The sequence below is a fragment of the Sphingomonas sp. UNC305MFCol5.2 genome, assembly GCF_000712135.1.
Taxonomy (GTDB): Bacteria; Pseudomonadota; Alphaproteobacteria; order Sphingomonadales; family Sphingomonadaceae; genus Sphingomonas.
Genome location: NZ_JOOE01000002.1, coordinates 32,103 through 54,668, shown reverse-complemented (window position 1 = coordinate 54,668; position 22,566 = coordinate 32,103). Strand labels below are relative to the sequence as shown.

The 22,566-nt window shown below is 65.6% G+C and carries 18 protein-coding genes; 5 read left to right on the top strand and 13 right to left on the bottom strand.

Annotated elements, in window-relative coordinates; all coding sequences use genetic code 11:
* Positions 1–83: 83 nt before the first annotated feature.
* The 4 genes from BR78_RS0107585 to BR78_RS0107570 all read right to left on the bottom strand — a co-directional run bounded on the left by BR78_RS0107585 (position 84) and on the right by BR78_RS0107570 (position 3,561).
* Positions 84–863, bottom strand: coding sequence for an IclR family transcriptional regulator (locus BR78_RS0107585; protein ID WP_029936010.1), 780 nt, complete (start codon positions 861–863; stop codon positions 84–86).
* Between the two features lie 92 nt (positions 864–955).
* Complete coding sequence (locus BR78_RS0107580) at positions 956–1,405, bottom strand: DUF3237 domain-containing protein (protein ID WP_025560970.1); 450 nt, start codon at positions 1,403–1,405, stop codon at positions 956–958.
* The gene (locus BR78_RS0107575) at positions 1,402–3,069 is read right to left on the bottom strand and encodes a CocE/NonD family hydrolase (RefSeq protein WP_156022267.1); all 1,668 of its coding nucleotides are present in this window, start codon (positions 3,067–3,069) and stop codon (positions 1,402–1,404) included. Before BR78_RS0107575 ends, BR78_RS0107580 begins: the two co-directional genes overlap by 4 nt.
* A gap of 9 nt (positions 3,070–3,078) precedes the next feature.
* Complete coding sequence (locus BR78_RS0107570) at positions 3,079–3,561, bottom strand: DUF3237 family protein (protein WP_029936008.1); 483 nt, start codon at positions 3,559–3,561, stop codon at positions 3,079–3,081.
* 201 nt (positions 3,562–3,762) lie between these two features.
* Between BR78_RS0107570 and BR78_RS0107565 the strand changes: the two genes are divergently transcribed.
* Entirely contained in the window at positions 3,763–4,176 is a 414-nt protein-coding gene (locus BR78_RS0107565) for a MarR family winged helix-turn-helix transcriptional regulator (protein WP_231478199.1), read from the top strand.
* Here the strand turns inward: BR78_RS0107565 and BR78_RS0107560 are convergent.
* Together BR78_RS0107560 and mdlC are read right to left on the bottom strand one after the other, a co-directional pair.
* Positions 4,173–5,114 (bottom strand): ketopantoate reductase family protein, encoded by a 942-nt coding sequence (locus BR78_RS0107560; RefSeq protein WP_025561051.1) that lies wholly within the window; start codon positions 5,112–5,114, stop codon positions 4,173–4,175. The genes BR78_RS0107565 and BR78_RS0107560 overlap by 4 nt on opposite strands.
* 18 nt (positions 5,115–5,132) lie before the next feature.
* Entirely contained in the window at positions 5,133–6,686 is a 1,554-nt protein-coding gene (gene mdlC / locus BR78_RS0107555; RefSeq protein WP_025561052.1) for a benzoylformate decarboxylase, read from the bottom strand.
* A gap of 99 nt (positions 6,687–6,785) precedes the next feature.
* Between mdlC and BR78_RS0107550 the strand changes: the two genes are divergently transcribed.
* Positions 6,786–8,243, top strand: coding sequence for a carotenoid oxygenase family protein (locus BR78_RS0107550; RefSeq protein WP_025561053.1), 1,458 nt, complete (start codon positions 6,786–6,788; stop codon positions 8,241–8,243).
* A gap of 12 nt (positions 8,244–8,255) precedes the next feature.
* Here BR78_RS0107550 and BR78_RS0107545 read toward each other — a convergent pair whose 3' ends face one another.
* Entirely contained in the window at positions 8,256–9,317 is a 1,062-nt protein-coding gene (locus tag BR78_RS0107545) for an amidohydrolase family protein (RefSeq protein ID WP_025561054.1), read from the bottom strand.
* On the bottom strand, positions 9,314–10,741 hold the full coding sequence (locus tag BR78_RS0107540; protein WP_025561055.1) for an NAD-dependent succinate-semialdehyde dehydrogenase: 1,428 nt from the start codon (positions 10,739–10,741) through the stop codon (positions 9,314–9,316). Before BR78_RS0107540 ends, BR78_RS0107545 begins: the two co-directional genes overlap by 4 nt.
* Before the next feature lie 209 nt (positions 10,742–10,950).
* Between BR78_RS0107540 and BR78_RS0107535 the strand changes: the two genes are divergently transcribed.
* From BR78_RS0107535 to BR78_RS0107525, 3 genes are read left to right on the top strand one after another with little or no spacing between them, the layout of a single operon-like run.
* Entirely contained in the window at positions 10,951–12,333 is a 1,383-nt protein-coding gene (locus BR78_RS0107535; RefSeq protein ID WP_197021324.1) for a spinster family MFS transporter, read from the top strand.
* The gene (locus BR78_RS0107530; protein WP_025560503.1) at positions 12,330–12,746 is read left to right on the top strand and encodes a nuclear transport factor 2 family protein; all 417 of its coding nucleotides are present in this window, start codon (positions 12,330–12,332) and stop codon (positions 12,744–12,746) included. The genes BR78_RS0107535 and BR78_RS0107530 overlap by 4 nt, the downstream gene beginning before the upstream one ends.
* Positions 12,743–13,147 carry a nuclear transport factor 2 family protein gene (locus BR78_RS0107525; RefSeq protein WP_025560504.1) on the top strand — a complete coding sequence of 135 codons (405 nt, stop codon included), beginning with the start codon at positions 12,743–12,745 and terminating at the stop codon, positions 13,145–13,147. The genes BR78_RS0107530 and BR78_RS0107525 overlap by 4 nt, the downstream gene beginning before the upstream one ends.
* Positions 13,148–13,154: 7 nt before the next feature.
* On the opposite strand, the gene BR78_RS0107520 is transcribed toward BR78_RS0107525, so the two are convergent.
* From BR78_RS0107520 to BR78_RS0107500, 5 genes are all read right to left on the bottom strand, one after another.
* Positions 13,155–14,822, bottom strand: coding sequence for a tannase/feruloyl esterase family alpha/beta hydrolase (locus BR78_RS0107520; protein ID WP_025560505.1), 1,668 nt, complete (start codon positions 14,820–14,822; stop codon positions 13,155–13,157).
* Positions 14,822–16,405, bottom strand: a complete 1,584-nt coding sequence (locus BR78_RS0107515) for a carboxylesterase/lipase family protein (protein ID WP_025560507.1) — start codon at positions 16,403–16,405, stop codon at positions 14,822–14,824. Before BR78_RS0107515 ends, BR78_RS0107520 begins: the two co-directional genes overlap by 1 nt.
* Positions 16,406–16,488: 83 nt before the next feature.
* Positions 16,489–19,422, bottom strand: coding sequence for a TonB-dependent receptor plug domain-containing protein (locus tag BR78_RS0107510; protein WP_029936001.1), 2,934 nt, complete (start codon positions 19,420–19,422; stop codon positions 16,489–16,491).
* Between the two features lie 290 nt (positions 19,423–19,712).
* Positions 19,713–21,362, bottom strand: coding sequence for a DUF5597 domain-containing protein (locus BR78_RS0107505; protein ID WP_025560509.1), 1,650 nt, complete (start codon positions 21,360–21,362; stop codon positions 19,713–19,715).
* Between the two features lie 57 nt (positions 21,363–21,419).
* Positions 21,420–22,532 (bottom strand): acyltransferase family protein, encoded by a 1,113-nt coding sequence (locus tag BR78_RS0107500; protein WP_049811535.1) that lies wholly within the window; start codon positions 22,530–22,532, stop codon positions 21,420–21,422.
* Positions 22,533–22,566 lie beyond the last annotated feature (34 nt).

Below are 22,566 nucleotides of genomic sequence, written 5' to 3'. Positions count from 1 at the left end.
GTTTCCGGGTATCGGAAGATCAATTCCGAAATACGGAAAAATGCCGATCCGCGGCGGGGACGGAACGCTCGGAACGCAGGCGATCAACTATGTGAGATCGCGGCCCTTTCGCTCAGCGCAGCTGCGGACCGGCGCACCGCGGCCGCCAGATCGTCTTCGAGATGCAGTTGATATCGCTTCGAGGGCATCGTCACCCCCAGACATCCGACGATCTCGCCGAAGGTGCCGAAAACCGGGCCCGCAATTCCGGCGATATCGTAGCGCGGATCGAAATAGCGGGCATAGCCGCTTTCACGGATGCGGTGCAGCTCCGCCTCGAGATCCTTGCGCGATGAGCGCGGCCGGCCGCTCAACGGCCCTACCGTCGCCTCTCGTATGACCGCTTCCGAATCGCCTTGCGGCAGGAAGGCGAGGATCGCGCGGCCCAGCGACCCCCAGGGGAGCTGGATCTCGCCGCCGCGCTCGACGGCAAAGCGAAGGGGATGCGGCGTCATCACGACGTCCGCGATGATCCCGACGCGCATCGCCGGGCTGTAGGTACAGAGGACCGCAGTCTCGTGCCAGTGCGCGACAAGCTCCTCGAGCAGCGGTCGTGCGCAGCGCACCAGATCGAATCCGGCGACCAGTTGCGATGCCAGCCGGTGCAATTCGCGCCCGGGCCTGTAGCTCTGACCGTAGCCGCGTTCGACGAGACCCGAGCGGACCAGTGCCTGGAGCAAGCGATGCACCGAACTTGCGGGCAGGCCGGCGGAGGCCGCCAACTCGCCGAGCGTGAACTGGGGAGGGCCCGCCGCCACCAGCTTGAGGAGATGGGCAAGCCTGTCGGCCGCACCGCGCGGTACCCTGGATCCGATGGAGCTCATTCGCGGGACAATAACGCAAGGCCGCGTGCGTGCCTCTAAATAGCTCTGGGCAGGCGAGGAGGAGGTGTCCCGGTTTCGCTCCGTCCGCACGCTCAGGTCAGTGCGTAGTAGCGAAACAGCGAACGGTCGGGGTCCGTCCGTCGCTCGCCTCCCCCCACGATCACCGTGCGCGAAAGCCAGTCGTGCGGTCCTGCGGGAACCCGGAAATAAGGCGTGAGCCGGAAATAGGAGGGCTGGGGACTGCCGGCCGGGGCGCGGACGAGATAGCCGCGATTTTGGATATAGATGCTCGTGCCGTCGTCGGCCTCCAGCATGTAATGGGCGCTCAGCTCGATCGTGCCGTCGTCGCGGACCAGCGCATAATCGGCGCCGCTATTGGGAATCACGCGGCCCGAAAGGCGCGGTCCGCTGATCGTGCCGCCTATGGCCGGCGTGTACCCCTGATTGCCGCCGCCCGGCAGTGGACCGAAGATGTGACGATCCGCGCCGAACAGCACTTCGATGTCGAAGACATGCTCCAGCGTGCAGTCCGCATTGGTCATTCGGTGGATTCCTGTGGCGGGACGAAGGGCAGCAGGATCGCGGAATCATACGCGCCGCCGGTGCGGATGACATGGGTGCCCGCGTTCCGGGTCTGCTCGTGCAGCGGAAACGGCAGCATCGCGCCTTCTTCCTTGCGATAGATATCCGATCCGGAAACGATCAGCCGCAGCGTCTCGCCGGCGGCGAAGCGAACCGAGAACGGCCAGATCTCGATCTCGACCGGCACGCATTCACCTGGTGCGAGCCGATCCTCCCGGGTGTGCAGATGCACCGGCTTCTCGGGGCGCGAACGTTCGGGATCGAGCGCCCGGTGGCTGGCCCGCAGCCAGCCGAGCGCCACCGGGCCATTCTCGTAAAAGGCATAGAAAGTGAAGCCGACGGGCGCGCCCGCCGCATCGATCTTCTGCAACGCGACGAACAGGTCGAGATCGTCGCTGCCCTCCGCTTCGACCCAGAGTTTCAGGCCGGCATGGCCGGTGATCTCGGTGGCTTCGGCAAAGCGATGGTCGAACGACACGCTGCCCTCGCGCGCGGGATAGCGCACCGCGCCTTCGGTTTGCACTTCGCCGCCCATCGTCCCGCTGGCGGCGTCGAGCGCCAGCCTGCGATACCGGGTGCGCGCTAGCGGCCATTCCGCTTCGGCGCGCTCCTCGGCCACGCCATGCCGCTCGCGCACTTCGATCCGCACCTTCGGCCAGGCCGCGAGGGAAGTGGGCCGATCACGCAGGTAGTGATCGAAGAATGCGCGCTGCCGCTCCCGGCTGCGGGGCATATAATAATGCGCCCATTTCTTCTGGCCGTGGATCTCGAGCCATTTCTCGGCCGAGCCCATCCGGCGCCACGCCTCGATCGTTCCGCGCAGGTGCAATCCCTGATCGGACCAGCTCGCGACGACATAAGCGGGCTGACGGATCGCCTCCAGATCGAGTTCCTTCGAACGCCAATAGTCGTCGATCAGCGGGTGGCCGGTGATGTTCGCCCAGCTATCCTCGGTGCGGTTGAGCGACCATTGGATATTGTCGCAGGCGCGCGGCAGGAAATTCGTTTCGAGGATGCCGCCATGATAGGCGAATTCGCGATACCAGTCCGAAAAGCCCTCCCATGGATTGAGCGCGGCGAGGGGGCCGGGGCGCAGCGGCGCGACCAGATACTGGATGCCCGCGAGATAGGACACGCCCGTCATCCCCACGCGGCCGTTCGACCAGGGCAGCCGCCCCAGCCATTCGATCGCGTCGGCGCAATCCTCGGCCTCCTGGATGCCGTTATGGTGGAAGTCGCCGCCCGACAGCCAGGCACCGCGCGGATCGACCACCGCCACCGCATAGCCCTGCGCACCCCACCAGACCGGATCGGGCGCCTCGAACGCGGTCAGGTCCGACAGCCATTCGGGATCGACGCCCGAGCGCGGCCAGAAGACACGATTGGTGCGCGCGTGCTTGCCATAGGGGCCCCAGGCAAGCAGCAAGGGCAGGTTCGAATTCGCCTGCTCGGGGCGATAGAGATCGCAGAATATCTCCACGCCGTCGCGCAGCGGGATGCGGCAGTTGCGTTCGATCGTCAGCCCGCGCGCGGTCCAGCGCGCATGGTCGGCCGGCGGCAGCGGCGGCTTGGTGGGGTGGCTGAACGGATCGCTCCCCGGGCGCATCAACGGCCGAAAACGCACATCGCCTCCCTAAAGCACGACGAAATAATGGATCCGGTTGGCGTTCGGGACCTTTTCCGCCACGCCCACGAAGACGTGCTGCGACATCCATTCGTGCGGTCCGGCGGGCGCATCGAAGCGCGGCGTGACCCGCATGTAATAATCGTCGAACGCGACCGCCTCGTTGCGCCGCATCTTCTCGGCAATCTCCGGACTACGCGCCCACCGAAACCCACGATTCTCGAGATAGATGATCGCACCGTCGTCGGCCTCGAGCAGGTAGCGCGCGTCGAAGTCGATCACGCCATTGGGGCGCGACAAGGGGAAATCGCCCCCCGACATCGGCACCACGCGGCCATTGAGCCGTGGCCCCTCCACCACACCTTCCGCGGCGTAGATCGCTGCGCGGATATCCCCGCGCGCGCCTGGCTTGACCCAATAGGGTTTCGACAGAACGATCGAGATCGTGAAGGCATATTCGAGCCCGGGCGTGAAAGGATGCTGTCCGCTCATAGGGGCGGATAAAGGCCGGATTAGTTGATTTGTCAACACTGCTGCGCAATACAGACGCATTGAACAGCAAGACAATATCGATTCTGGCAGCTAGAGAATCGCGATGCAGAGACCAATATGCGGACCAACACGTCCATAGAGGCTATGACGGACAGATCTCCATTCGAATTCGGCCCTTCGCACATCCCCTATCGACTCCTGTTGCTCAGCAAGATGATCGATCGGGTTACGGCGCAGCACGTCCGGGATACGGCACAGCTTTCGCTCGCCGAATGGCGCGTGCTCACGCATGTCGAAATGATCGGAAAGTGCAGCGCAGCGGAGGTGGCGAGCGTCGCCTATTCGGACCGCGCCGAAGTGAGCCGCGCGCTCGGTTCGCTGGAGCAGCGCGGTTTCGTGCAGCGTGAGGCCAATCCGCGGAACCGCAAGAGCAGCCTTGTTTCGCTGACCGCGGAGGGGAAGGCCGTCCATGCCGCGATCCGCGGCGAACGCGGCAAATTCTACGAACAATGGTTGACCGATCTGAGCGATGGCGAGCGCGTCGAGCTCAACACGGCCTTGGAAAAGGTGACTCGCCGCCTGATCGAAAGCGCGCCGCATTTGTTCGATCCCTAACCCGTATCGCGCCCGATCGGGCTGGCCGTTTCGATGATCCGGACAAGATCGGTGAGCGTGTCGCACACCGGGGTCGCGACGCCCGCCTTTCTTCCTTCGGCGGCGATCGCCCCGTTGATCGTCTCGATCTCGCCGGGTCTTCCCGCCTCGCGATCCTGAAGCATCGACGCCTTGTGGGCGCCGTGTTCGCGCAGTGCCGCATCGATATGCGCGAGGATGCCTTCGCGATCGACTGTCAGCCCTTTCGATGCCGCAACGGCGACTGTCTCGTCCACCACGGCCGTCGCGATGCGGCGGCCGGCGAGATTGTCGAGGCCGGCGTTCGGCACTTCGCAGATCATCCCGGTGGCATTCAGCGCAGCGTTGAACGCCACCTTCTCCCATAAAGCGACGGCGATCGCCCGGTGGCGATGGACAGCGAATCCCGAGCGTTCGAGCAAGTCGCCCACCCGGTCCACCGTCTCCGCCCCGGCATTGCCGAATGCGCCGAGCTGCAGGCTGGCGAAGCCGTGCGTCTCGACCGAACAGGGGCCGGTGAGATCGGCGGGAATCAGCGCGGTCCCCATCAGCACGCGATCGGCACCGAAGGCGCTGGCAAGCAATTCGGCATTGCCCACGCCGTTCTGCAGCGTCAGCGCGACGGAAACCCGATGCCGCAGATGCGCCATCGAGGCGATCGCCGCCGCGCTGTGCATTCCCTTGGTAAAGAGCAGCAGAAGATCGACGGGCTCCGAAAAATCGTCCGCCCGCGCAGCATGGACGGAAACGGCCCGCGTACCGGCATCGTCGGTCAGCACGATCCCCCGGCTACGGATCGCATCGAGCCGCCGCGCATCGACGTCGATCACGGTAACCCTGGCGCCGGCCTCGGCCATCCGCGCGGCGAACAGGCAGCCCATCGCGCCCGCACCGACCACCGCTACCGAAAGATCCTCCATCCGCTCCGATCTCCGCCGTCAGGGGACCATTATTTCCACCAGCGTCGGCGCGGTTTCGCCGAACGACCAGGCGAGGGCGGCATCGAGCTCCTCCAGCGTCTCCACGCGGCGGGACGCCACGCCGTGTCCGCTGGCGATCGCGCAGAAGTCGATTCCCGAAAGGTCGGTGCCTTCCACCCGGCTCAGCCCGAAATGGCGCCCGAACTGCTCGAGCGCCTCATAGCGCCGGTTGGCGATGACGAGCACGCTCAGCGGCACCGCGGCACGGGCGGCGCTGAACAGGGCCTGGATCGAATACATTGCCGATCCGTCGCCCAGCAACGCGATCACGCGCTCGCCGCGGCGCGCCAGCGCGATGCCGACGGCGGCGGGCAAGGCATAGCCGAGCCCGCCGCTGGCGGTCGTGTAGAAACTGTCGGGCGTGAGCATCGGCAGCAATTCCTGCATCGCGCCTCGGCTCGACGGCGCCTCTTCGACGACGATCGCTCCCGTGGGGCGCAACGCTGCGATCCGCGTCATGACCAGGCGGTCGCTCATGCCCTCGGGCGGCGGCGCCGGACTTGCCGGCGTATCGGGTATCGGCCGCTGGACACCGACCCCGGCGGCGGCGAGATACGCCAGCGCCATCCTGGAGTTGGCGAGGATCGCGTTGCCCGACGGCGCCCAGCTCAGCACGGCGGGATTGTCGTCGATGATCCAGGAAGCGGTGTCCGCGGGAAGGTGCGGTCCCGGCGCCTCGGTATGATACAAGTTCAGCGGTCCGCCCGCGATGACCACCAAGTCGTGGCGGGCGAGCCGCGCGACGACGTCGCTCCGGCTGGCTTTGAGGAACCCGCGGAACAGGGGATGCCTCTCGGGAAAGACATTGCGGGCGGCGAAGGGCGCGGCATAGACGCAGGCGCGCTGCGCCTCGGCAAGCACGATCGCCGCCTCCCATCCCTGATCGCGCGCCACGCCGGCGCCGAGCACCAGCGCGGGGTTCTTCGCGGAACGAAGCTGCGCCGCGAGTTGGTCCAGCGCGGCGCGGTCGCCCGGATTGCTCATCGCCAGCGTCCGCGCCTCCACGGGCTCACCGGGCTGGTCCCAGTCGTCGACGGGCACCGATACGAAACAGGGGCCGAACGGCGGCGTCATGGCGATATGATAAGCGCGCGCGATCGCCCGCGGCACGTCGGCCGCGCGCGCCGGCTCGCACGCCCATTTGACGAAAGGGCGGGGGAATTCGGTCGGGCGCTCGGCATGAAGGAACGGTTCGAACGGCAGGATCGAGCGCGCCTGCTGCCCCGCAGTGACCACCAGCGGGGCCTGGTTCTTGTAGGCAGTGAAGAGATTGCCCAGCGCGTGCCCGACCCCCGCCGAGCTGTGCAGGTTGACCAAAGCCGCGTTGCGCGTCGCCTGCGCATGACCATCGGCCATCGCCAGCACCGTGGCTTCCTGAAGGCCCAGCACATATTCGAAATCGGCGGGGAAATCGCGGAACAGCGGCAGTTCGGTCGACCCCGGATTGCCGAAGACCCTCGTCATGCCCAGGGTGCGCAGAAGCGCGATGGTGATGTCGCGGACAGTGCTCATGCAATGCATGTTTAGTTGATTTATCAATTCATGCTAGACTATCCGAACAGAATTCCGATCGTGCATCCGCACGACAGCGGAGGTTGGAGAGAGGATCGCATGAGCAGTTTCCCGGACACGCCTGCCTTCACCGGATTCAACACGCCGTCGCGCGTCGAGGGCGACGCCTTCGATCTCGCGATCGAAGGCACCATCCCGCCCGAGATCCGCGGCGCCTTTTATCGCGTACAGCCCGACCCGCAGTTCCCGCCGCTGCTCGGCAACGACATCCCGTTCAACGGCGACGGCATGGTCGCGATGTTCAGCTTCGACAACGGCCGCGTGCACTTCCGCCAGCGCTGGGCGCGGACCGACAAGTGGAAGCTCGAACATGCCGCGGGCCGATCGCTGTTCGGCGCCTATCGCAATCCGCTGACCGACGATCCGGCGGCAAAGGGCACGATCCGCGGCACGGCGAACACAAATGTGTTCCTGCATGGCGGCAGGCTCTATGCGCTCAAGGAAGACAGCCCGGCGCTGGTGATGGAGCCCGAGACGCTGGAGACGATCGGCTATACCGATTTCGGCGGGCGGATGACGGGAGAGACCTTCACCGCGCACCCCAAGATCGACCCCGCGACCGGCGATATGATCGGCTTCGGCTATGCCTCGAAAGGCATCTGCACGCGCGACATGACCTATTATGAAGTTGCCCCCGACGGCACGCTGAAGCGCGAGATCTGGTTCGAAAATCCCTATTATTGCATGATGCACGATTTCGCGATCACGCGCGATTATGCGCTGTTCCATGTCGTGCCGATCACCGGCAGCTGGGAAAGGCTGGCACAAGGCAAGCCGCATTTCGGGTTCGACACGACTCTGCCCGTGCATCTCGGCGTACTTCCTCGTCGCGAGGGCACGACGGCAGAGGACATTCGCTGGTTCACCACCGACAATTGCTTCGCCAGCCATGTGATGAACGCTTATCAGGAGGGCGACCGGATCCATTTCGACACGCCGGTGGCGAAGAACAACATGTTTCCCTTCTTCCCCGACGTCCATGGCGCGCCGTTCAATCCGGCCGAATCGGCGAGCTTCCTGACGCGCTGGACAGTGAACATGGCGTCCAATACCGACCAATTCGAAAGCCAGCGGCGGCTGACGAACATGGCCGGCGAGTTTCCGCGAATCGACGATCGCTATCAGGGCCTGCCTTATCGCTATGGATGGCTATTGGTGATCGACCCGACCAAGCCGGTCGAGTTGAAGGGCGGCAGCGCGGGGGGCGCCGTGATGAACACGCTGGGAATGGTCGACCACGAGACCGGCACCGAGCAGAGCTGGTGGTGCGGCCCTGTCTCCAGCCTTCAGGAGCCGTGCTTCATCCCGCGCAGTGCCGACGCACCCGAGGGCGATGGCTGGATCGTCCAGATCTGCAACCGGCTGGAGGAGCGCGCCAGCGACCTGTTGCTGTTCGACGCGACCGAAATCGCCAAGGGGCCGATCGCCAGCGCGCGCATCCCGGTGCGGATGCGCTTCGGGCTTCACGGCAACTGGCTTCCCGCGCAGGCGGCATAGCGGCGCTCACGCTCAGCGCGCGGTGAGGCCGAACACGCGCTCTGCGTTGGTCTGCATCAGCTTGCGAAGCGTGGCCCGCGGCAAATCGAGCTTGTCGTGGATGCGCACTTCGTCCGCCACATATTGATAGGGATAGTCCATCGCGTACATCACGCGATCCTCGCCCATCACATCGATGCACAGCTTGATCGCCGGCTCCCAGGGCAGGCCGCTGGTGGTCGCGACGACATTCTCGCGCATGCAATCGATCAGCCCCTTCTTCAGCGGCTTCAACCGTTCGTAGCGACCCGAGCGGACGCCGGCCTGGTGCATGAAATCGAGCCGGTACAGCCAATAAGGCAGCGCTTCGCCGCCGTGCCCGACGATGATCTGCAGATCGGGGTAGCGATCGAATATCCCCATGGTCATCAGCCGCAGCAGATGCATTCCCGTTTCCACCCCGAAGCCGAAGATCGCCCCGTCCAGCCCCGCCTCGAGCAGCGGGTCGATCATCGCGTCGGGAGGCGATTGCGGATGGATGTAAAGCGGCTGGCCGACCTCCGCGAGCGCGCGGAAAATCGGATCGAAGAAAGGCTCGTCGAGATAACGGCCCTGGGTGTGGCTGTTGACCATCACGCCCTTGAAGCCCAGCTCCGCCGCGCCGCGCCGGATTTCCCGGGCGGACCATTCGGGATCCTGCGGCGCGATGCTGGTCAGCCCCACATAGCGTGCGGGATGCCGCTCGACCGCCGCGGAGAGCTGATCGTTGGCGCGGTGGACGATTCCCTTTGCCTCCTCCGCCTCGAACGGCTGGCCGCCGGGCGAGGTGAGCGCGAGCACGGCAACGTCGATCCCCGTCGCGTCCATGTCGGCGATCCGGCGATCCCCGAGATCGAGCAGCCGTTCGAGGATCGTCACGGCGCGTTCCGAAGGCGACTGGCCGTAGAAGCTCCAGAGCGAGGTCACGCCCTTGTCGGCCCGGCCCTCGCGGATCAGCCGCAGCAGGCCATCGATCTGCTCGCGAGTCGCAAAGGCCTCCTCGGTCGCAATGCGCAGATAACCGCGGCCGCCGCCGGTTTCGAGTGCGTGAGTCATGCTTCGTGCACCGCCTTGGTTATCAGACAAGCCTGCAGTCCCTCGGGGCCGTCCTCGCTGCCGTGCCCGGACCATTTGACGCCGCCGAAGGGCGAATCCGCCCCGCCGATCATCGAGGTGTTGACGCCGACCATCCCGGCCTCGATTTCGCGCGCGACGCGCTTCTGCCGCTGCGGGTCGCCGGTCCAGACATAGGCGGCGAGGCCGTAGGGCAACCGGTTCGCTTCGGCGACCATCGCTTCCTCGTCGGGATAGGGATTGATGATCGCGACGGGGCCGAACGGTTCTTCGTTCATCACCTGCGCCGCGAGCGGGACTTCGCTCAGCACGGTCGGCGCGAAGAAGAAACCCCGGTTCCCGATCCGCGCGCCGCCCGTGTCGAGCGTCGCGCCCCGCGCCATTGCATCGGCGACCATCCGTTCCATGGCTTCGGGCCGGCGCGCATTCGCCATCGGACCCATCTGCGATTGCGGATCGAGACCGTCGCCGACGCGCAATGCCTGCGCGCGCTCGATGAATCCCCGGCGGAAGCGCGCGAACACGTCCTGCTGGACGATGTAGCGAGTGGGCGAAACGCAGACCTGCCCCGCATTGCGCCACTTCGCAGTCGCCATCGTATCCAGCGCGCGATCAACATCCGCATCCCCGAACACCAGCACGGGCCCATGGCCGCCCAATTCCATCGTCGTGCGCTTCATATCCTCGGCGGCAAGTTTGACGAGGTGCTTGCCCACCGCGGTCGATCCGGTGAAGCTCAGCTTGCGGATGACCGGCGAGCCGAGCAGGTGACGTGAGACCTCGTCGGGCATGCCGAACACCGCCTGCGCCACGCCGGGCGGGAGCCCGGCATCGAGCAGGCATTGAAGCACCGCAAGCGCGGAAGCGGGCGTCTCCTCGGCGGCCTTCAGGATCACCGAACAGCCCGCCGCGATCGGCGCGCCCAGCTTCCGGCCGGGATTGCCCGCGGGGAAATTCCATGGCGCGAACGCCGCGACCGGCCCCACGGGTTCATGCGTCACGGTCGATCGCTGCCCGGTCGGGCGCACGAGCGCTCGGCCATAGAGGCGCTGGCACTCGCCCGCATAGAAAGCGAAGAGCCCGGCGACCATCATCACTTCGGTTCGCGCTTCGCTTAGTGTCTTGCCTTCTTCCAGCGTCATCACGTGGGCGAGCGTGTCGATGCGATCGTGCAGCAGCCGCGACGCGCCGTTCAGGACGGCGGCACGCTGTTGCGGCGTCGAATCGCGCCAGACACGGAATCCCCGTGCCGCGGCGTCGAGCGCACGATCGAGATCGGCGGCATCGGCCAGCGGCAGTTCGCCGAGCACCTCGCCGTTCGCGGGATTCAGGACGGGGAAGGTGCGGCGGTTGCCGCGATTCACTCGCTCGCCATCGATGTGCAGATACAGATCGGGGTACGCCACCCTGTCCCTCTCCCTTTGCTGATATCATATGCCTTACATACAATATCCCACAGCCAATCTGTCAAAAGAGATATTGATTAATCACCATCTTTACGCCAAGAAAGAGGCATTGCAAGCTTGGCGTCAATGACAATGGCGACCAGCGATCATCGGCCCTGCCGCCACTGGGGAGCGCGCGGCAGGGCCGAGACATGGAGAGGATCAAGCCCTTGAACGGTGACGACGAGCGCCTCCTGTCAGCCGGCTACCGGCGACTCTTCATCGGCATGTCGTTTTCGGTCGCGGTCTTCAATTTCGCCGACCGTTCGGTGCTTGCGGTGCTCGCCCAGCCGATCAAGCGCGATCTCGGCCTCAGCGATTTCCAGCTCGGCATCCTGCAGGGCGTCGCCTTTGCTTTCCTCTACGCGCTTCTCGGCCTGCCGATCGGCAGGCTCGCCGAGCGCTATTCGCGTGTGAAGATCATCTCGATCGCGATCATCTTCTGGTCGATCATGACCGCGGCCTGCGGGCTGATCGGCAGCTTTGTCCAGCTCCTGCTCTGCCGCGTCGGCGTCGGCGTCGGCGAGGCCGGGTCGCAACCAGTCACCTCGTCGCTCGTCAGCGATCATTTTCCGCGCGAGCGGCGGGCATCGGCGATGTCGCTGATCCTGCTCGGTACGCCGGTGGGCATCTTCCTCGGCGCGACGGCCGGCGGCTGGGTCGCGGCGCAATGGGGATGGCGCATGGCGTTCTTCGCGCTCGGCATTCCGGGCGTGCTCGTCGGTCTGCTGGTGCTGCTGGTACTGCGCGAGCCGCGCCGCGGGTTGGCGGACAATGCGCCGCGTGACCCCGCGCCGCCGCCGAATTTCGGCGCCTTCCTGCGCGTCGTCATAAGCAAGCGCGGATTGTTCTTCGTCATCCTCGGCGGTGCGCTCGCCGGGTTCGGAATGACGGCTATTTCGCAATTCCTCGCGGTATATCTGGGGCGGATCTACCAGCTCCCCGTGCAACAGGCGGGTGCGCTGTACGGTACCATTTCGGCAATCTCGCTTGCCGCCGGACTGCTCATCGGCTCGTTCGGCACCGATTGGCTATCCAGGCGGGGGGACCGGCGCTGGCCGGCATGGGGACCGGCGATCGGGCTGGCAGTCGCGCCGTTGCTGTATTGGATCGCGTTCAACACCCACTCGATCGTCTGGGGCTCGGTGATGCTGTGCATCTCGGGGGGGACGCTGCTGCTTTTCTACGGCCCGACGCTGGCCATGATCCAGAATATGCTCGAGCCGCGGATGCGCGCGACCGGAGCAGCGCTCTTCGCGATCCTCTACACCATCTTCGGCTCGGGGCTCGGCCCTACCGCGGTCGGCTGGATGAGCGATCGTTTCGCCGAATCGGTGTTCACCGGCGGCGAGTATCTGGCGCAATGCCATGGCGGAAAGGCCGCGCTGGCCGCCGCCAGCCTCGCCGATCCGTGCGCGGTTGCCGCCACCTATGGCATCAGGTCCGCGTTGATGGCGGCGGTTTGCGTGTTCTTCATCGCGTCGATCTGCTTCCTCATCGCCTCGCGAACATTGCGCGAAGATTTCTATGTCGTCGGAGAGGAGCGGGGGTGAACGCCACCACGGCTGATCTCCGCTTGTGGTTCGAGGACTATCTCGCGGCTTTCAACCGCGCCGACTTCGCCGCCTTCGGCAGCTATTATGCCGATGACGTCGTCTTCCACGGCCAGGCGGCGCAACTGATCGGGCGTGATTCCGTGCTCAATTTCTATCGCAAGGTTCGCGGCTATCTGGACGAACGGGTCGACCTGCTCGGCTTCGTCGGCGCGCCGGACGGGAGCCGGATTGCCGCGGAACTGCGCACCACGCTGATCGCGCTGCGCGACTGGCCTGACATGCCGACCGGGGCGATGCGCGCAGGCGACACCCGGCAACGGGTGAGCTTCGCCATGTACGACGTCGCCTACGGCCGGTTCACTCGTATCCGCACCGCCCGTTTCGTATCGGCGCCGGAGAATGCGGGATGAGGGCTGAAGTTCGGTTCCGTGCCTATCTGCAAGCGTTCAACGCTGGCGATTGGGGTGCCCTTCGCGGATTCTATGCTCCCGATGTCCGGCTCGTGATCGGCAACGGCACCGAACTGACCGGGCGCGAGGCGATCCTCGATTTCTACGGCAAGGCGAAGCAGCAAACCCGGCGCACGATCGAGATCGTCCAATGCTTCGCGGACGGGGAGACACTGGCCGCGGAGATCGAATCGGAATTCCTCGCGATCGAGGATGCGCCCGATTTCGCGGTGCGGCCGATGGCGCGGGCCGACCGCTATTATCTCAACAGCTTCGTTTTCTATGATTTCGAAGGCGATCACTATACGCGCATCCGCGCCGCGACGTTTCGTCGCGAGTTCCGGCCCGCCGCGGCGAGCTGACTCGCCTTCAGTCGTGCGGCGCGAGATTGCGGCGCTGTCTCGACACCGCGTGCGAACCCGGCCAGTCGAACCCGTCCTCCGGCGCGTTCTTCACCGGCAGCGGCGCGAAGGAAGCGGCAGCGTTCACGTCACCGCCCAGATAGCGGGTCCGGGTGGGATAGGCATAAAGCGGCCGCCGCCGGACGGTACCGTCGACAAGCGTCGCGCTCGCCTCGATCGCGTCGGGCGCTTTTCCGAGCTCGACCCAATTGACCATCGCGCCGAGGAAATCCTGGTCGTAGGGGACATAGCCGCCGGCGCAGTGATAGCCGCCGGGAACGAGGAATATCCGCGCGAAATCGCGCGTCGCGGCCAGTCCGCCCATCTGCTCGCGTACCGCCTGATAATAATCGAGCATGCCGAAGATGCCTGCCGCGTTGTCGGCCGCACCCTGCCACAGCAGCAGCTTGCCGCCGGCGTCGCGAAACGCGCGCATGTCGGGGTCGGTCGAATCATAGGGGGTGCCGGCGGCAAGCAGCCGCGCCAGGCTCGCGCGCGTGAAGCGCCAGTCGCGCCAGCTGAAATCGGCGGGGAGTTCACCCGGCAGCAGCAGATAATTGAGGAACGCCTCGGCGGCGAACTTGCCGGTCTGGGTCGGCGCGCCGCGCCCCACCCAGCCGAGTTCGCCGCCATATGGCGCCCCACCGGGAAACAGCGCATTCCCCTCTGCGTCCGTCGGACCCCGGTAATAAGCCCGCGCCGCCGCGACTTGCGCGGGCGACAGGCACGCCCCAGGCGCGTGCTCCTTCGGGGGGCAGCCCAGCGACGCCGGGTCGAAGCTGCACGAGCGTGGGTCGTCGATCTGGTCGTCGGTGATGCCGTCGCGCGCGTCACAGCTCTCGATCACCGCCTTGTGCAACAGGTGTACCGCCGCGTCGGTGAAAATTTCCCGGCCTTGCGGATCGAGGCCCTTCTGCGCCTCCCACAGGAACAATTGCATCGCCGCGGGCATCGCCACCGAGGATCCGGCGACGATCCCGTCGAAATCGCCCGGATAACGTTGCGCCTCCATCAGCGCCTCGCGCCCGCCGCCCGAGCAACCGGCGAAATAGCTTTTCTCGGGCGGCTTGCCGTAGAAGCCGGCCACCAACGCCTTGGACGCCACCGCGACCGCATGTGTCGCCTTCTCCGCGAATTGGGCGCGCAGCTCCGGGTCTCCGATCGCCCATGTGGCGTCGCCGATCCCGGCGGAATGGTGCCCGCCATTGTTGAACGCCACTGCAAACGCGCCGCCAAAGGCGTGCGCGTTGCTGCACCGGGGGGTGATCGACGTGGGTATCACGCCGCACATCCCGCCGCACCCGCCCTGCAGGAAGCGGCCGGTATAGCCGGTCAATGGCAGGCGAAGCTCGAACTCGGTCTGTGGTGCGACATAGCCCTTGACCAGGCAGAAGGCAGCGCGCGTCCCGGTTGCCGGCTCGTCCTCGGCCGAGCGCAAGCGGAACGCGATACCCGCCGCGTTGCGGGCGGGCTGGCGCATCAGATCGGCGCAGACCATCGCCGGAGCGATCACGGCCCTTTCGGGAAGCACGGCCAGGCGCGCAGGCGAAGCGGGCGGCGGCGCGGGCTGGGCATCGGCGATCGCCGCGCTGAAGAGGCCTGCCACACACAGGATCATCCATTTCCAGTGCCGCATCAGCGCACTCCGTAAGCGGCGATGAGCGCCTGTTCTGCGCCCAACGGATCCGCGCCGAGCGAACAGGGCGAATCGAAGATCATCGTCGCGCGCCGCGGCGCGGAATAGGCCGGCCATTCGGGCAGGCCCGCGACATTGGGATCGCCGGTTCGCGCGAACCGCGCCCATCGCGCGCTCATTTCGTCCGCCAGTGCCTGTGCCTCGGCGGCGCGGGACGCCAGATCGGGAGAAGACGCAACGGTATCGAACACCATGGGCAGTTCGACGCCGTGATGCGCACCCAGCGCGCCGTTCCTCGCGGGAGACCGCCAGTCGACCAGATAGCCATAGCAGGGCGCCCCGCCGGACGCGCCACGCTTTTCCTGCACGATGCGCGCGTTGCGGCCCATGCCGGCCTCGGTGGTGATGGCGAAATAGAGTTCGCTGGGGGTCGCGCCGGGCCGCAAGCGGCGAAAGCCCTGGATCAGCGGTTGCGGTTCGCGCACCTTTCCCTGCAGCGCCGTCTCGAGCCCATCCCAATCGAGCGTGAAAGCCTCTTTGGGAGGAAACAGCACGGTGGTCTCGGCTGCGGTATGTCCGACAAGCATGGGAATGCCGCGCGAAATCGGCGGCGCATCCGGCGCGAACGGGATATGCGGGATCACCGTCCCGTCGGCGACGATGCCCGGGCCGAGCATGGGATTGCCCTGCGTGACTTGCTGCAGGCCCGCGAGCAACCGGTCCGCGGGAACGGTACGGAGTGTCTCGATATCGCCTCGCGCGATGCCGAGCGCCTCGAACAGCGCGGCGGTGATACGCATTCCGTCCTCGGGCGAGATCCCATAGGTGCCGAAGCCGCTTTGCAGCGCGGCCCGATGGAACAGCCCCGTCGCGGAGGGCATCGCCAGCAGCGAGGCGACCTTGGAGCCGCCGCCCGAATGGCCGAACACCATCACGGTTTCCGGATCTCCGCCGAACGCCGCGATATTGGCGCGTATCCATCGCAAGGCTGCGGCAAGATCGAGCTGGCCGGGATTGTCCGCGACCGCGCCGGCGGGGACGAGATCGCCGAAGTACAGGTAGCCGAACGCATTCAGCCGGTGGTTGAGCGTGACGAGGACGACATCCTGGCGCGCGCACAATCGAACGCCGTCGTTCACGCGGTCCGAACCCGAACCGACCGCGAAGCCGCCGCCATGCACCCAGACCATCACCGGGCGCCGCGCATTCGGATCGGCCCCTGGCGTCCAGACATTGAGGACCAGGCAATCCTCCGACCGGGGAGGATCCCTGGGATCACCCGGGGTCAATTGCGGGCACGAGGATCCGAACCCGCTGGCGTCGCGCACGCCGCGCCAGGGTGTTGGAGGCTCAGGTGCGCGGAACCGCTTGGCCCCACCTGTCGGCGCGCCATAGGGTATCCCGCGAAACACCTGAATGCCGCGGTCGATCGTGCCCCGGACCTTGCCGTCGCGGGTCGCCACGACGGGAGTCGCGCTCGCAAACGCACGCGTGCCTGGCAGGGTCGTGGCCGCAGTCGCCGCGAATCCGCCCAGGAACCGGCGGCGCGAGGCCGTGGATCGCAGAATCTCCCCGTCCGTCATCGATGCTCTCCCAATCCCGCTCGATCCTGAGGCGCACCCCTATCGCGTTCGGATGCGCCGGCCTCGCTCCATTTGTCGTTCGTTCAGAAGCTGGCGCGGACGCCCATGCGATAGCGGCGTCCGATATTGTCGTAATAGACGCCGTTGTTGTTGCCGTTCCAAAGCGGCGGCGCGAGCACGTCGAACAGGTTGTAGACATTCCCGAACAGCTCGACCTTGCGCGATCCCCGGTCGATGAGATCGAAGGTGATGCCCAGATTGGTCATGAAGCGCGACGGCACCCGGTTCGTGTTGATGCTGTTGGGCAGCAGTACACTGTACCCCGGGTCCTGCGGGCCGATGAGCGTGGCGTCATATTTGCCCGCGGAGATATAGCGTCCCTCGGCGTGCACGCCCACCGGACCCCAATCGACCGAAACGTCGCCGTCGATGATCCAGGAAGGAACGCCGGCGGGTCCGTCGTCGCCCGCCCGATTGACTCCCGGGAGCGCGCTGTTGGTGTAGTCGATCGCGTGCGTGGCGAGGATCCGCAGGTCCAGGGAGCGGCCCGCGCCCAGCGAATGGCTGTAGCCTGCCTCGAAATCGAGCCCGCGAACCTGCTGCCGGTTCAGGTTGAGGAACAGCACCGCGACCTTCTGGAGCAATCCGTTCGAATCGCGCGTGACGAGCGCGCAGATCGCCGGGTCGTTGCGGGCGTTGCAGGTGTCGACGATCACTTGCGCGCCTAGCGTCGCGATCGCGCTGTCGATCCGGATATTGTAATAGTCGGCGGAGAAGCGGAAACCGCGCAGGGCGCCCTCTGGCTGCAACGTCGCTCCGGCGGTGAAGGTTTGCGCACGTTCCGGTTTCAGGTTGATGTTGCCGCCGGTGAAGGTCTGCGCGAACACCTGGGTCGAGGTTTTGGTGTCGACCAATGCCGCCTGTCCGCCGACCGGCGTGGTGAACAGTTCGGACGTGTTGGGCGCGCGGATATCGCGCGATTGCGTGGCACGCAGCATCAGCCAGTCGACGGGGCGATACGTGGCGCCCAGCTTCCACGTCGTCGCGTCGAACCGGCTTTTCGTTCCCGCGCTGGTGTTGGTGTAGCGTGCCTGGCGGACGGCGCCGTTGATTTCCAGGCTCGAGCCCAGCACGCTGTCCCTGAGCAGGGGAATCGCCAGTTCGGCATAGCCTTCGATCACGCCGACCTGGCCTTTGGAAGGAGTCTGATTGAAGACGTAGAAGCCGTTCGTCGCCGATATTGGATCCACCGCGATCCGAAGACCGTTGCGCCGTGCCTCGACGCCCGCTGCCAGCCCCACCGGGCCGGCCCAGGTGGCGAAGGGTTCGCCGCGGACGTTGAACGCACCCGCGGTCTGCGTGAACACCGAATTCTGGACGGTCGTGCCGAACGCATAGTCCTTGGCCGCCTGCGAATAATGACCGTTGCCCAGAATATTGAGCGCGACGCAGGCGGGATCGTTGTTGTTGGGATTGGCGTCGGCGTTGACGCGGCAAACGGGCGTGCCGCCCGGGCCAGCGACCGCGTCGATCGCCTTGGCGTAGCGCGCGGTGATGCGATTGTTGATGGAACGCTGCTTATAATCGGTGACGCCGTACTGCAGATACGCGTCCCATTTCCAGCTTCCGCCAAGATCGCCGCTGCCGCCCGTGACCATCCGCATCGTATCGCGAACCGAGGTGCTGTCGATCGTGCCGAACTCGGTTCCCAGCTTGCCCAGGGTCAGCGCGACGATGCCGTTGGCGGTCATCGTCTGCTTGATCGACGCGGGGAGGAAGGGATTCTCGATCGAGATGACGGCACCGGGCGCAGGGAAGCCGATGTCGCGGATCTCCGGACCCGTCACATAGCCGGCGACATGGCCATAGCTTGCCTCGGCGAACCAGGTGAACGCCGGCGAGAATTCATATTCGAAGTGGCCGAGCGCATTGTAGCGCTCGACGGGGATGGAAAGCGCCGGATCGCCGAAGAAGGTGTTCAGTCCTGCCCCGCTGCCGCCCTCCTGAAACAACGCGGAGGGGAAATTGCCATAAGTGAAACTGGCCGGCTGCGCATTGCCGGTGAACTGGATTCCGCTCAGCGGGCCGCCTTTGGCCGGCGTCCGCACGCCCGCCGCATTGATCGTTGCCGTGATCAGGCCGCCCGGCGTGAGCGAAGAGGTGTGGACGTTATAGGAAATATTGTGCGCGGGACGGCCGCCGGCACCGGGCGTGCCGGTGAGATCGCCGACTTCGTTGCTACAGAAGGTGCGCGTATAGCAACCGCCGACCCCTTCGTCCTTGTTGTATTCGGCGCCGAACACCGCATGGCCGCGTCCGTCATTGAAGCTTGTGCCGGCGGCGAATTGCGCGAAATATTGCTGGCCGTCGCCGCGATCGGAGATGCCATATCCCGCCGTCGTCTTGATTCCGCTCAGCGTCGTGTCGAGCAGGATATTGATGACGCCCGAAACCGCATCCGAGCCATAGGCGGCCGAGGCCCCGCCGGTCACCACTTCGGCGCGCTGCACGAGCAACGTGGGAATCAGGTTGAGGTCGACCGTGCCGCTGGATGTGCTGGGCGTGAAGCGACGGCTGTCGACCAGCACCAGCGTGCGCGCGGCCCCGAGCCCCCGCAGATCGGCGATGCGCGCGCCCGCATTGGCGGGGAAGATCTGCTGAGTCGCCGGCGTCGTCGTCGCGCGAAACGAAGGCAGCTGCGCCAGCGCCTCGCCGACGGTTGGCGAGGCCGTCTTCGCGATCAGCTCCGCACCCAGCACCGTTACCGGTGTCGGCGCAGTAAAGCCGCTGACGCCGAGCCGCGTGCCGGTGACGGTGATTTCGTCCCGCGCATCCGTTGAGACGGCGGCGTCTTCAGGCGGAGGATTCGAGGTCGACTGCGCGGCGCTCTGATCCGCCGACGGCGCCGTCTGGGCCGAGGCTGCGATAGGGAAGGGGAACAGCGCCGCCAGCGCTGTTGATCCGAGTAGAGCCAAATAGCGCAGCGATCCGATCGCGCCCGCCCGACGTTCCCTCATTTCGCGCCCTCCCACAATGTTGATTATTCAATATTGATAAATCAACACATGAGTTTTGCAAGCGTGAACAACCCGCCGGGCGCGCATATGCCGGGGCCGGCATCACTTCTCGATGCTGACCGCCGTTACGGGCGCACGCCAGCGGTAGGACCACCATCCGACCTGTTCGCCGCCGAGGACCAGCGAACGGCCCGCTTCCTCGGATTTTCCAGCAGGCAAAGGCGAACCGCGAACCGCTGAATGCCTGCCGGAACGTTTGGAATGGCCGTTCCGCATGCGCGTTCGAACGATCAGTTGGGATTCCCGACCGGGATAGGCGGTGTGCCCTTGTAGGTCACGAGCTTCACCCGAAGGACCTGTTCGCGGTCGGTGAAGTTCAGGCCATAGTCGACTGAATCACCGTTCCACAGGCGGCGGAATATCCATTTGCCATGGTCGAAATGGCCTTCCTCCACCCGCAGCAGCATCATCGATTCCAGGGGAGCCGGCTTGCTGAGGCCGAAATAGACGCGAGAGCGGAAACCGGTGACGAGGAACTCGTTCTCGCCCAGCTGCGCCACCGCCACGCCACCCGAAGGTTCCGGATTGCCGGTCGGCTTATCGGTGCCGAACTGCCACTGACCGAAGGTGACGGTCATGTTGTACTTGCCCATGTCGATGTGCTGGGCGTGCTGCGCCTTGGGATCGGTGGGTTCGGCCACACCCCATGTCTTGCCTTGCGCGGCCCATTCCGCCCATTCGCGCTGCATGGGTGCGAAGAGGCGGTAGTTGCGCGCGAACATCTCCATCGTCGCGTCGTCCAGGTCCTTGGCCCCCAGCGGGAAATTGTAATAGCCGGTATAGTCCATGCCGAACGGGGCGAAGCCGATCGCCCCCATGCCCACGGCCGGGAAGAAGTAGCGGGCAAAGTCCTTGTCGTTCCCGGTTTCCGGTACGAACAGCGCATTGTCCGGCCGGTCGTAATAGCCGAGATAGGCCATATAGGCGGCATGGTCGCGCGCGTAGATGTCGGGCGCGACGATGTCGATCGCCGGCGCGGCCGCCTTGTAGACGTCGATCACGTGATGCACCGGACCGCCGCTGGAATAGGTCGAGGCCGGCTGCCGCCCGAAAGCGGCGGCGAGCGCGGCGTTCATATACATGGGCAGCGGCATTACCGCCTTGCCCGCCGCGGCGATCTCATTGGTGTAACTGGCGATCGACCAGGCGTGGAAAAATTCGTCCGCGTCGGACCCGAACACCTCGCGCCAGCTGCCCGGCTTCTTTTTCATCTGCTTCAGCAGCGGTGCGGGAACCTGGCCATCGAACAGCTTCTGCGCGACGGGCGAGAAATCGCGCACGCTGCCATAGCTGCCCGGCTCGTTCTGCGGCTGAATCATGATCACGGTGTGTTGGGGATCGTGCTTCTTCAGATATTCCATCAGCCTGACGAAGGCGCGCTTGTCAGCCTCCAGCGTCGAGCGGTAATGCGGCGAGAGCGCGTAATGCACCTCGCCTTTCGCATTGATCATGTGCGGGAAGCGCTTCTGGTCGAGCTTGACCCAGTCGGGCGCGTAGCTTGGCGCCGTGTTTTTCCACGTGCCGAACCACAGCAGCACGAGGCGCAGGTTGCGCTCGCGCGCCTGCGGCAGCAGCGCGTCGAGGAACGAGAAGTCGAATTTGCCTTCCTCCGGCTCGATCTGTTGCCAGCCGATCGGCACCTCGACGGTATTGGCGTGCATTTTCTCGATCGCGGGCCAGACTTCCGGCAGCATGTCGGGATAGTTGGCGCTGTTGTTGACCTGCGCGCCGAGCATCAGGAAGGGCTTGCCGTCGACGATCAGGGCATGTTGGCCGTTGCGGCTTTCGAGGCGCGGCGGCGCGCTGTCCTGGGCAGCCGCCGTTGCAGCGGGCGTGAGGATGGCGGCCAGCGGCAATAGCCAGTGGGTCAGTCGGTGCATGCGAATCTCCGTTGCGGAAACAAGAATTTGGTCAGCAGACGCGGGCTCGAGCCCTGCTCACTGCAGAGCGGGCAGGGCCGGCAGGTCAGCCGGGGGGAGGGGCGCTGGCGGGTCGCCCGCGACCTCCTTCCGTCCGGTGCGCGCGAGCCATGCCCTGACTGGCCGATCGACATAGCGCTCCGCCGCCCAGGCGAAGACGACAAGGCCCAGTACCAGTGCTGTGGAAACCAGCCACAAGGTCACGGAGTCATGATTCCCCTGCCACAGCCAATGGGCGTAGATGTCCACGAAGGGATAATGGAGGATATAGATCGGATAGGAGATGGTGCCGAAGAAGCGGCACAGCACGGCCAGCCGTCCGGTCACCGCGCTGCCGGCGCCGGCCGCGACCACCAGCGGGAAGGCCAGGATCACGATCGCCGCATCCATCAGGCCGGTATAGCTGCTGTTGGGCAGCATGAAGATCGCCAGCAGCACGGCCGACAGGATCGGGTAGCCGCCCCGCATCCGGACGATCCCGCCGATGCGATAGAGCAGCATCCCGGCGAAGAAGGGATAGCAGACACGCACCGGCGCCAGCCAGAACGTTTCCCATGACCATCCGTCCAGCAATTTCCCGTGACCGACCGCCGACAAGCCCAGCACCACCGCGCTGAGTACGACCAGGCCCGCAAGCGCGCGTACGCCCAGGCGCCGCACGAACAGGGCATAAGCGATGTTGACGGCATATTCCTGCAGCAGCGACCATGACGGGCTGTTGAGCGAATGGGTGGCGTCGAAGCGGTTGGGGAGATCGGGTGCGGGTAGGAGCAGGGCGCCCAGCACCGCGTTGACCGCGATCAGCCAGAAACCCGCATTCTGGCTGTTTCCGGCAAAGGGATCGAAGACATAGTCGATCAGCCCGAGCAACAGTCCCAGCAGCACCAGCGGATGCAGGCGGGTCAGGCGGATCCGGAAGAAGCCGGCGATCGACATCGCAGGCCAGCGCCGGTCATAGGCGTGCGCGATGACGAAACCCGAAAGCAGGAAGAAGAAATCGACCGCCAGATAGGCGTGGCGCAATGGATTGCTGGCGGAATCGGGGAAAATATACTCGCATAGGTGGAAAACGACCACCGCTACCGCAGCCGTGCCGCGCAGGCCGTCAAGCACCTCATAGTGTTTCGTCATGCTCATCTCACAACCTGCAGGGATCGGTTTTGGA

Bases quoted from the DNA above. Each gene is read 5' to 3' on its own strand.
- BR78_RS0107580 (WP_025560970.1), bottom strand. From the start codon at position 1,405: ATGACCAATGCGGACTGCACGCTGGAGCATGTCTTCGACATCGAAGTG.
- BR78_RS0107500 (WP_049811535.1), bottom strand. From the start codon at position 22,532: ATGACGAAACACTATGAGGTGCTTGACGGCCTGCGCGGCACGGCTGCG.
- BR78_RS0107560 (WP_025561051.1), bottom strand. From the start codon at position 5,114: ATGGAGGATCTTTCGGTAGCGGTGGTCGGTGCGGGCGCGATGGGCTGC.
- BR78_RS0107520 (WP_025560505.1), bottom strand. From the start codon at position 14,822: ATGCGGCACTGGAAATGGATGATCCTGTGTGTGGCAGGCCTCTTCAGC.
- BR78_RS0107505 (WP_025560509.1), bottom strand. From the start codon at position 21,362: ATGCACCGACTGACCCACTGGCTATTGCCGCTGGCCGCCATCCTCACG.
- BR78_RS0107545 (WP_025561054.1), bottom strand. From the start codon at position 9,317: ATGACTCACGCACTCGAAACCGGCGGCGGCCGCGGTTATCTGCGCATT.
- mdlC (WP_025561052.1), bottom strand. From the start codon at position 6,686: ATGAGCACTGTCCGCGACATCACCATCGCGCTTCTGCGCACCCTGGGC.
- BR78_RS0107525 (WP_025560504.1), top strand. From the start codon at position 12,743: ATGAGGGCTGAAGTTCGGTTCCGTGCCTATCTGCAAGCGTTCAACGCT.
- BR78_RS0107585 (WP_029936010.1), bottom strand. From the start codon at position 863: ATGAGCTCCATCGGATCCAGGGTACCGCGCGGTGCGGCCGACAGGCTT.
- BR78_RS0107515 (WP_025560507.1), bottom strand. From the start codon at position 16,405: ATGACGGACGGGGAGATTCTGCGATCCACGGCCTCGCGCCGCCGGTTC.
- BR78_RS0107510 (WP_029936001.1), bottom strand. From the start codon at position 19,422: ATGAGGGAACGTCGGGCGGGCGCGATCGGATCGCTGCGCTATTTGGCT.
- BR78_RS0107570 (WP_029936008.1), bottom strand. From the start codon at position 3,561: ATGAGCGGACAGCATCCTTTCACGCCCGGGCTCGAATATGCCTTCACG.
- BR78_RS0107550 (WP_025561053.1), top strand. From the start codon at position 6,786: ATGAGCAGTTTCCCGGACACGCCTGCCTTCACCGGATTCAACACGCCG.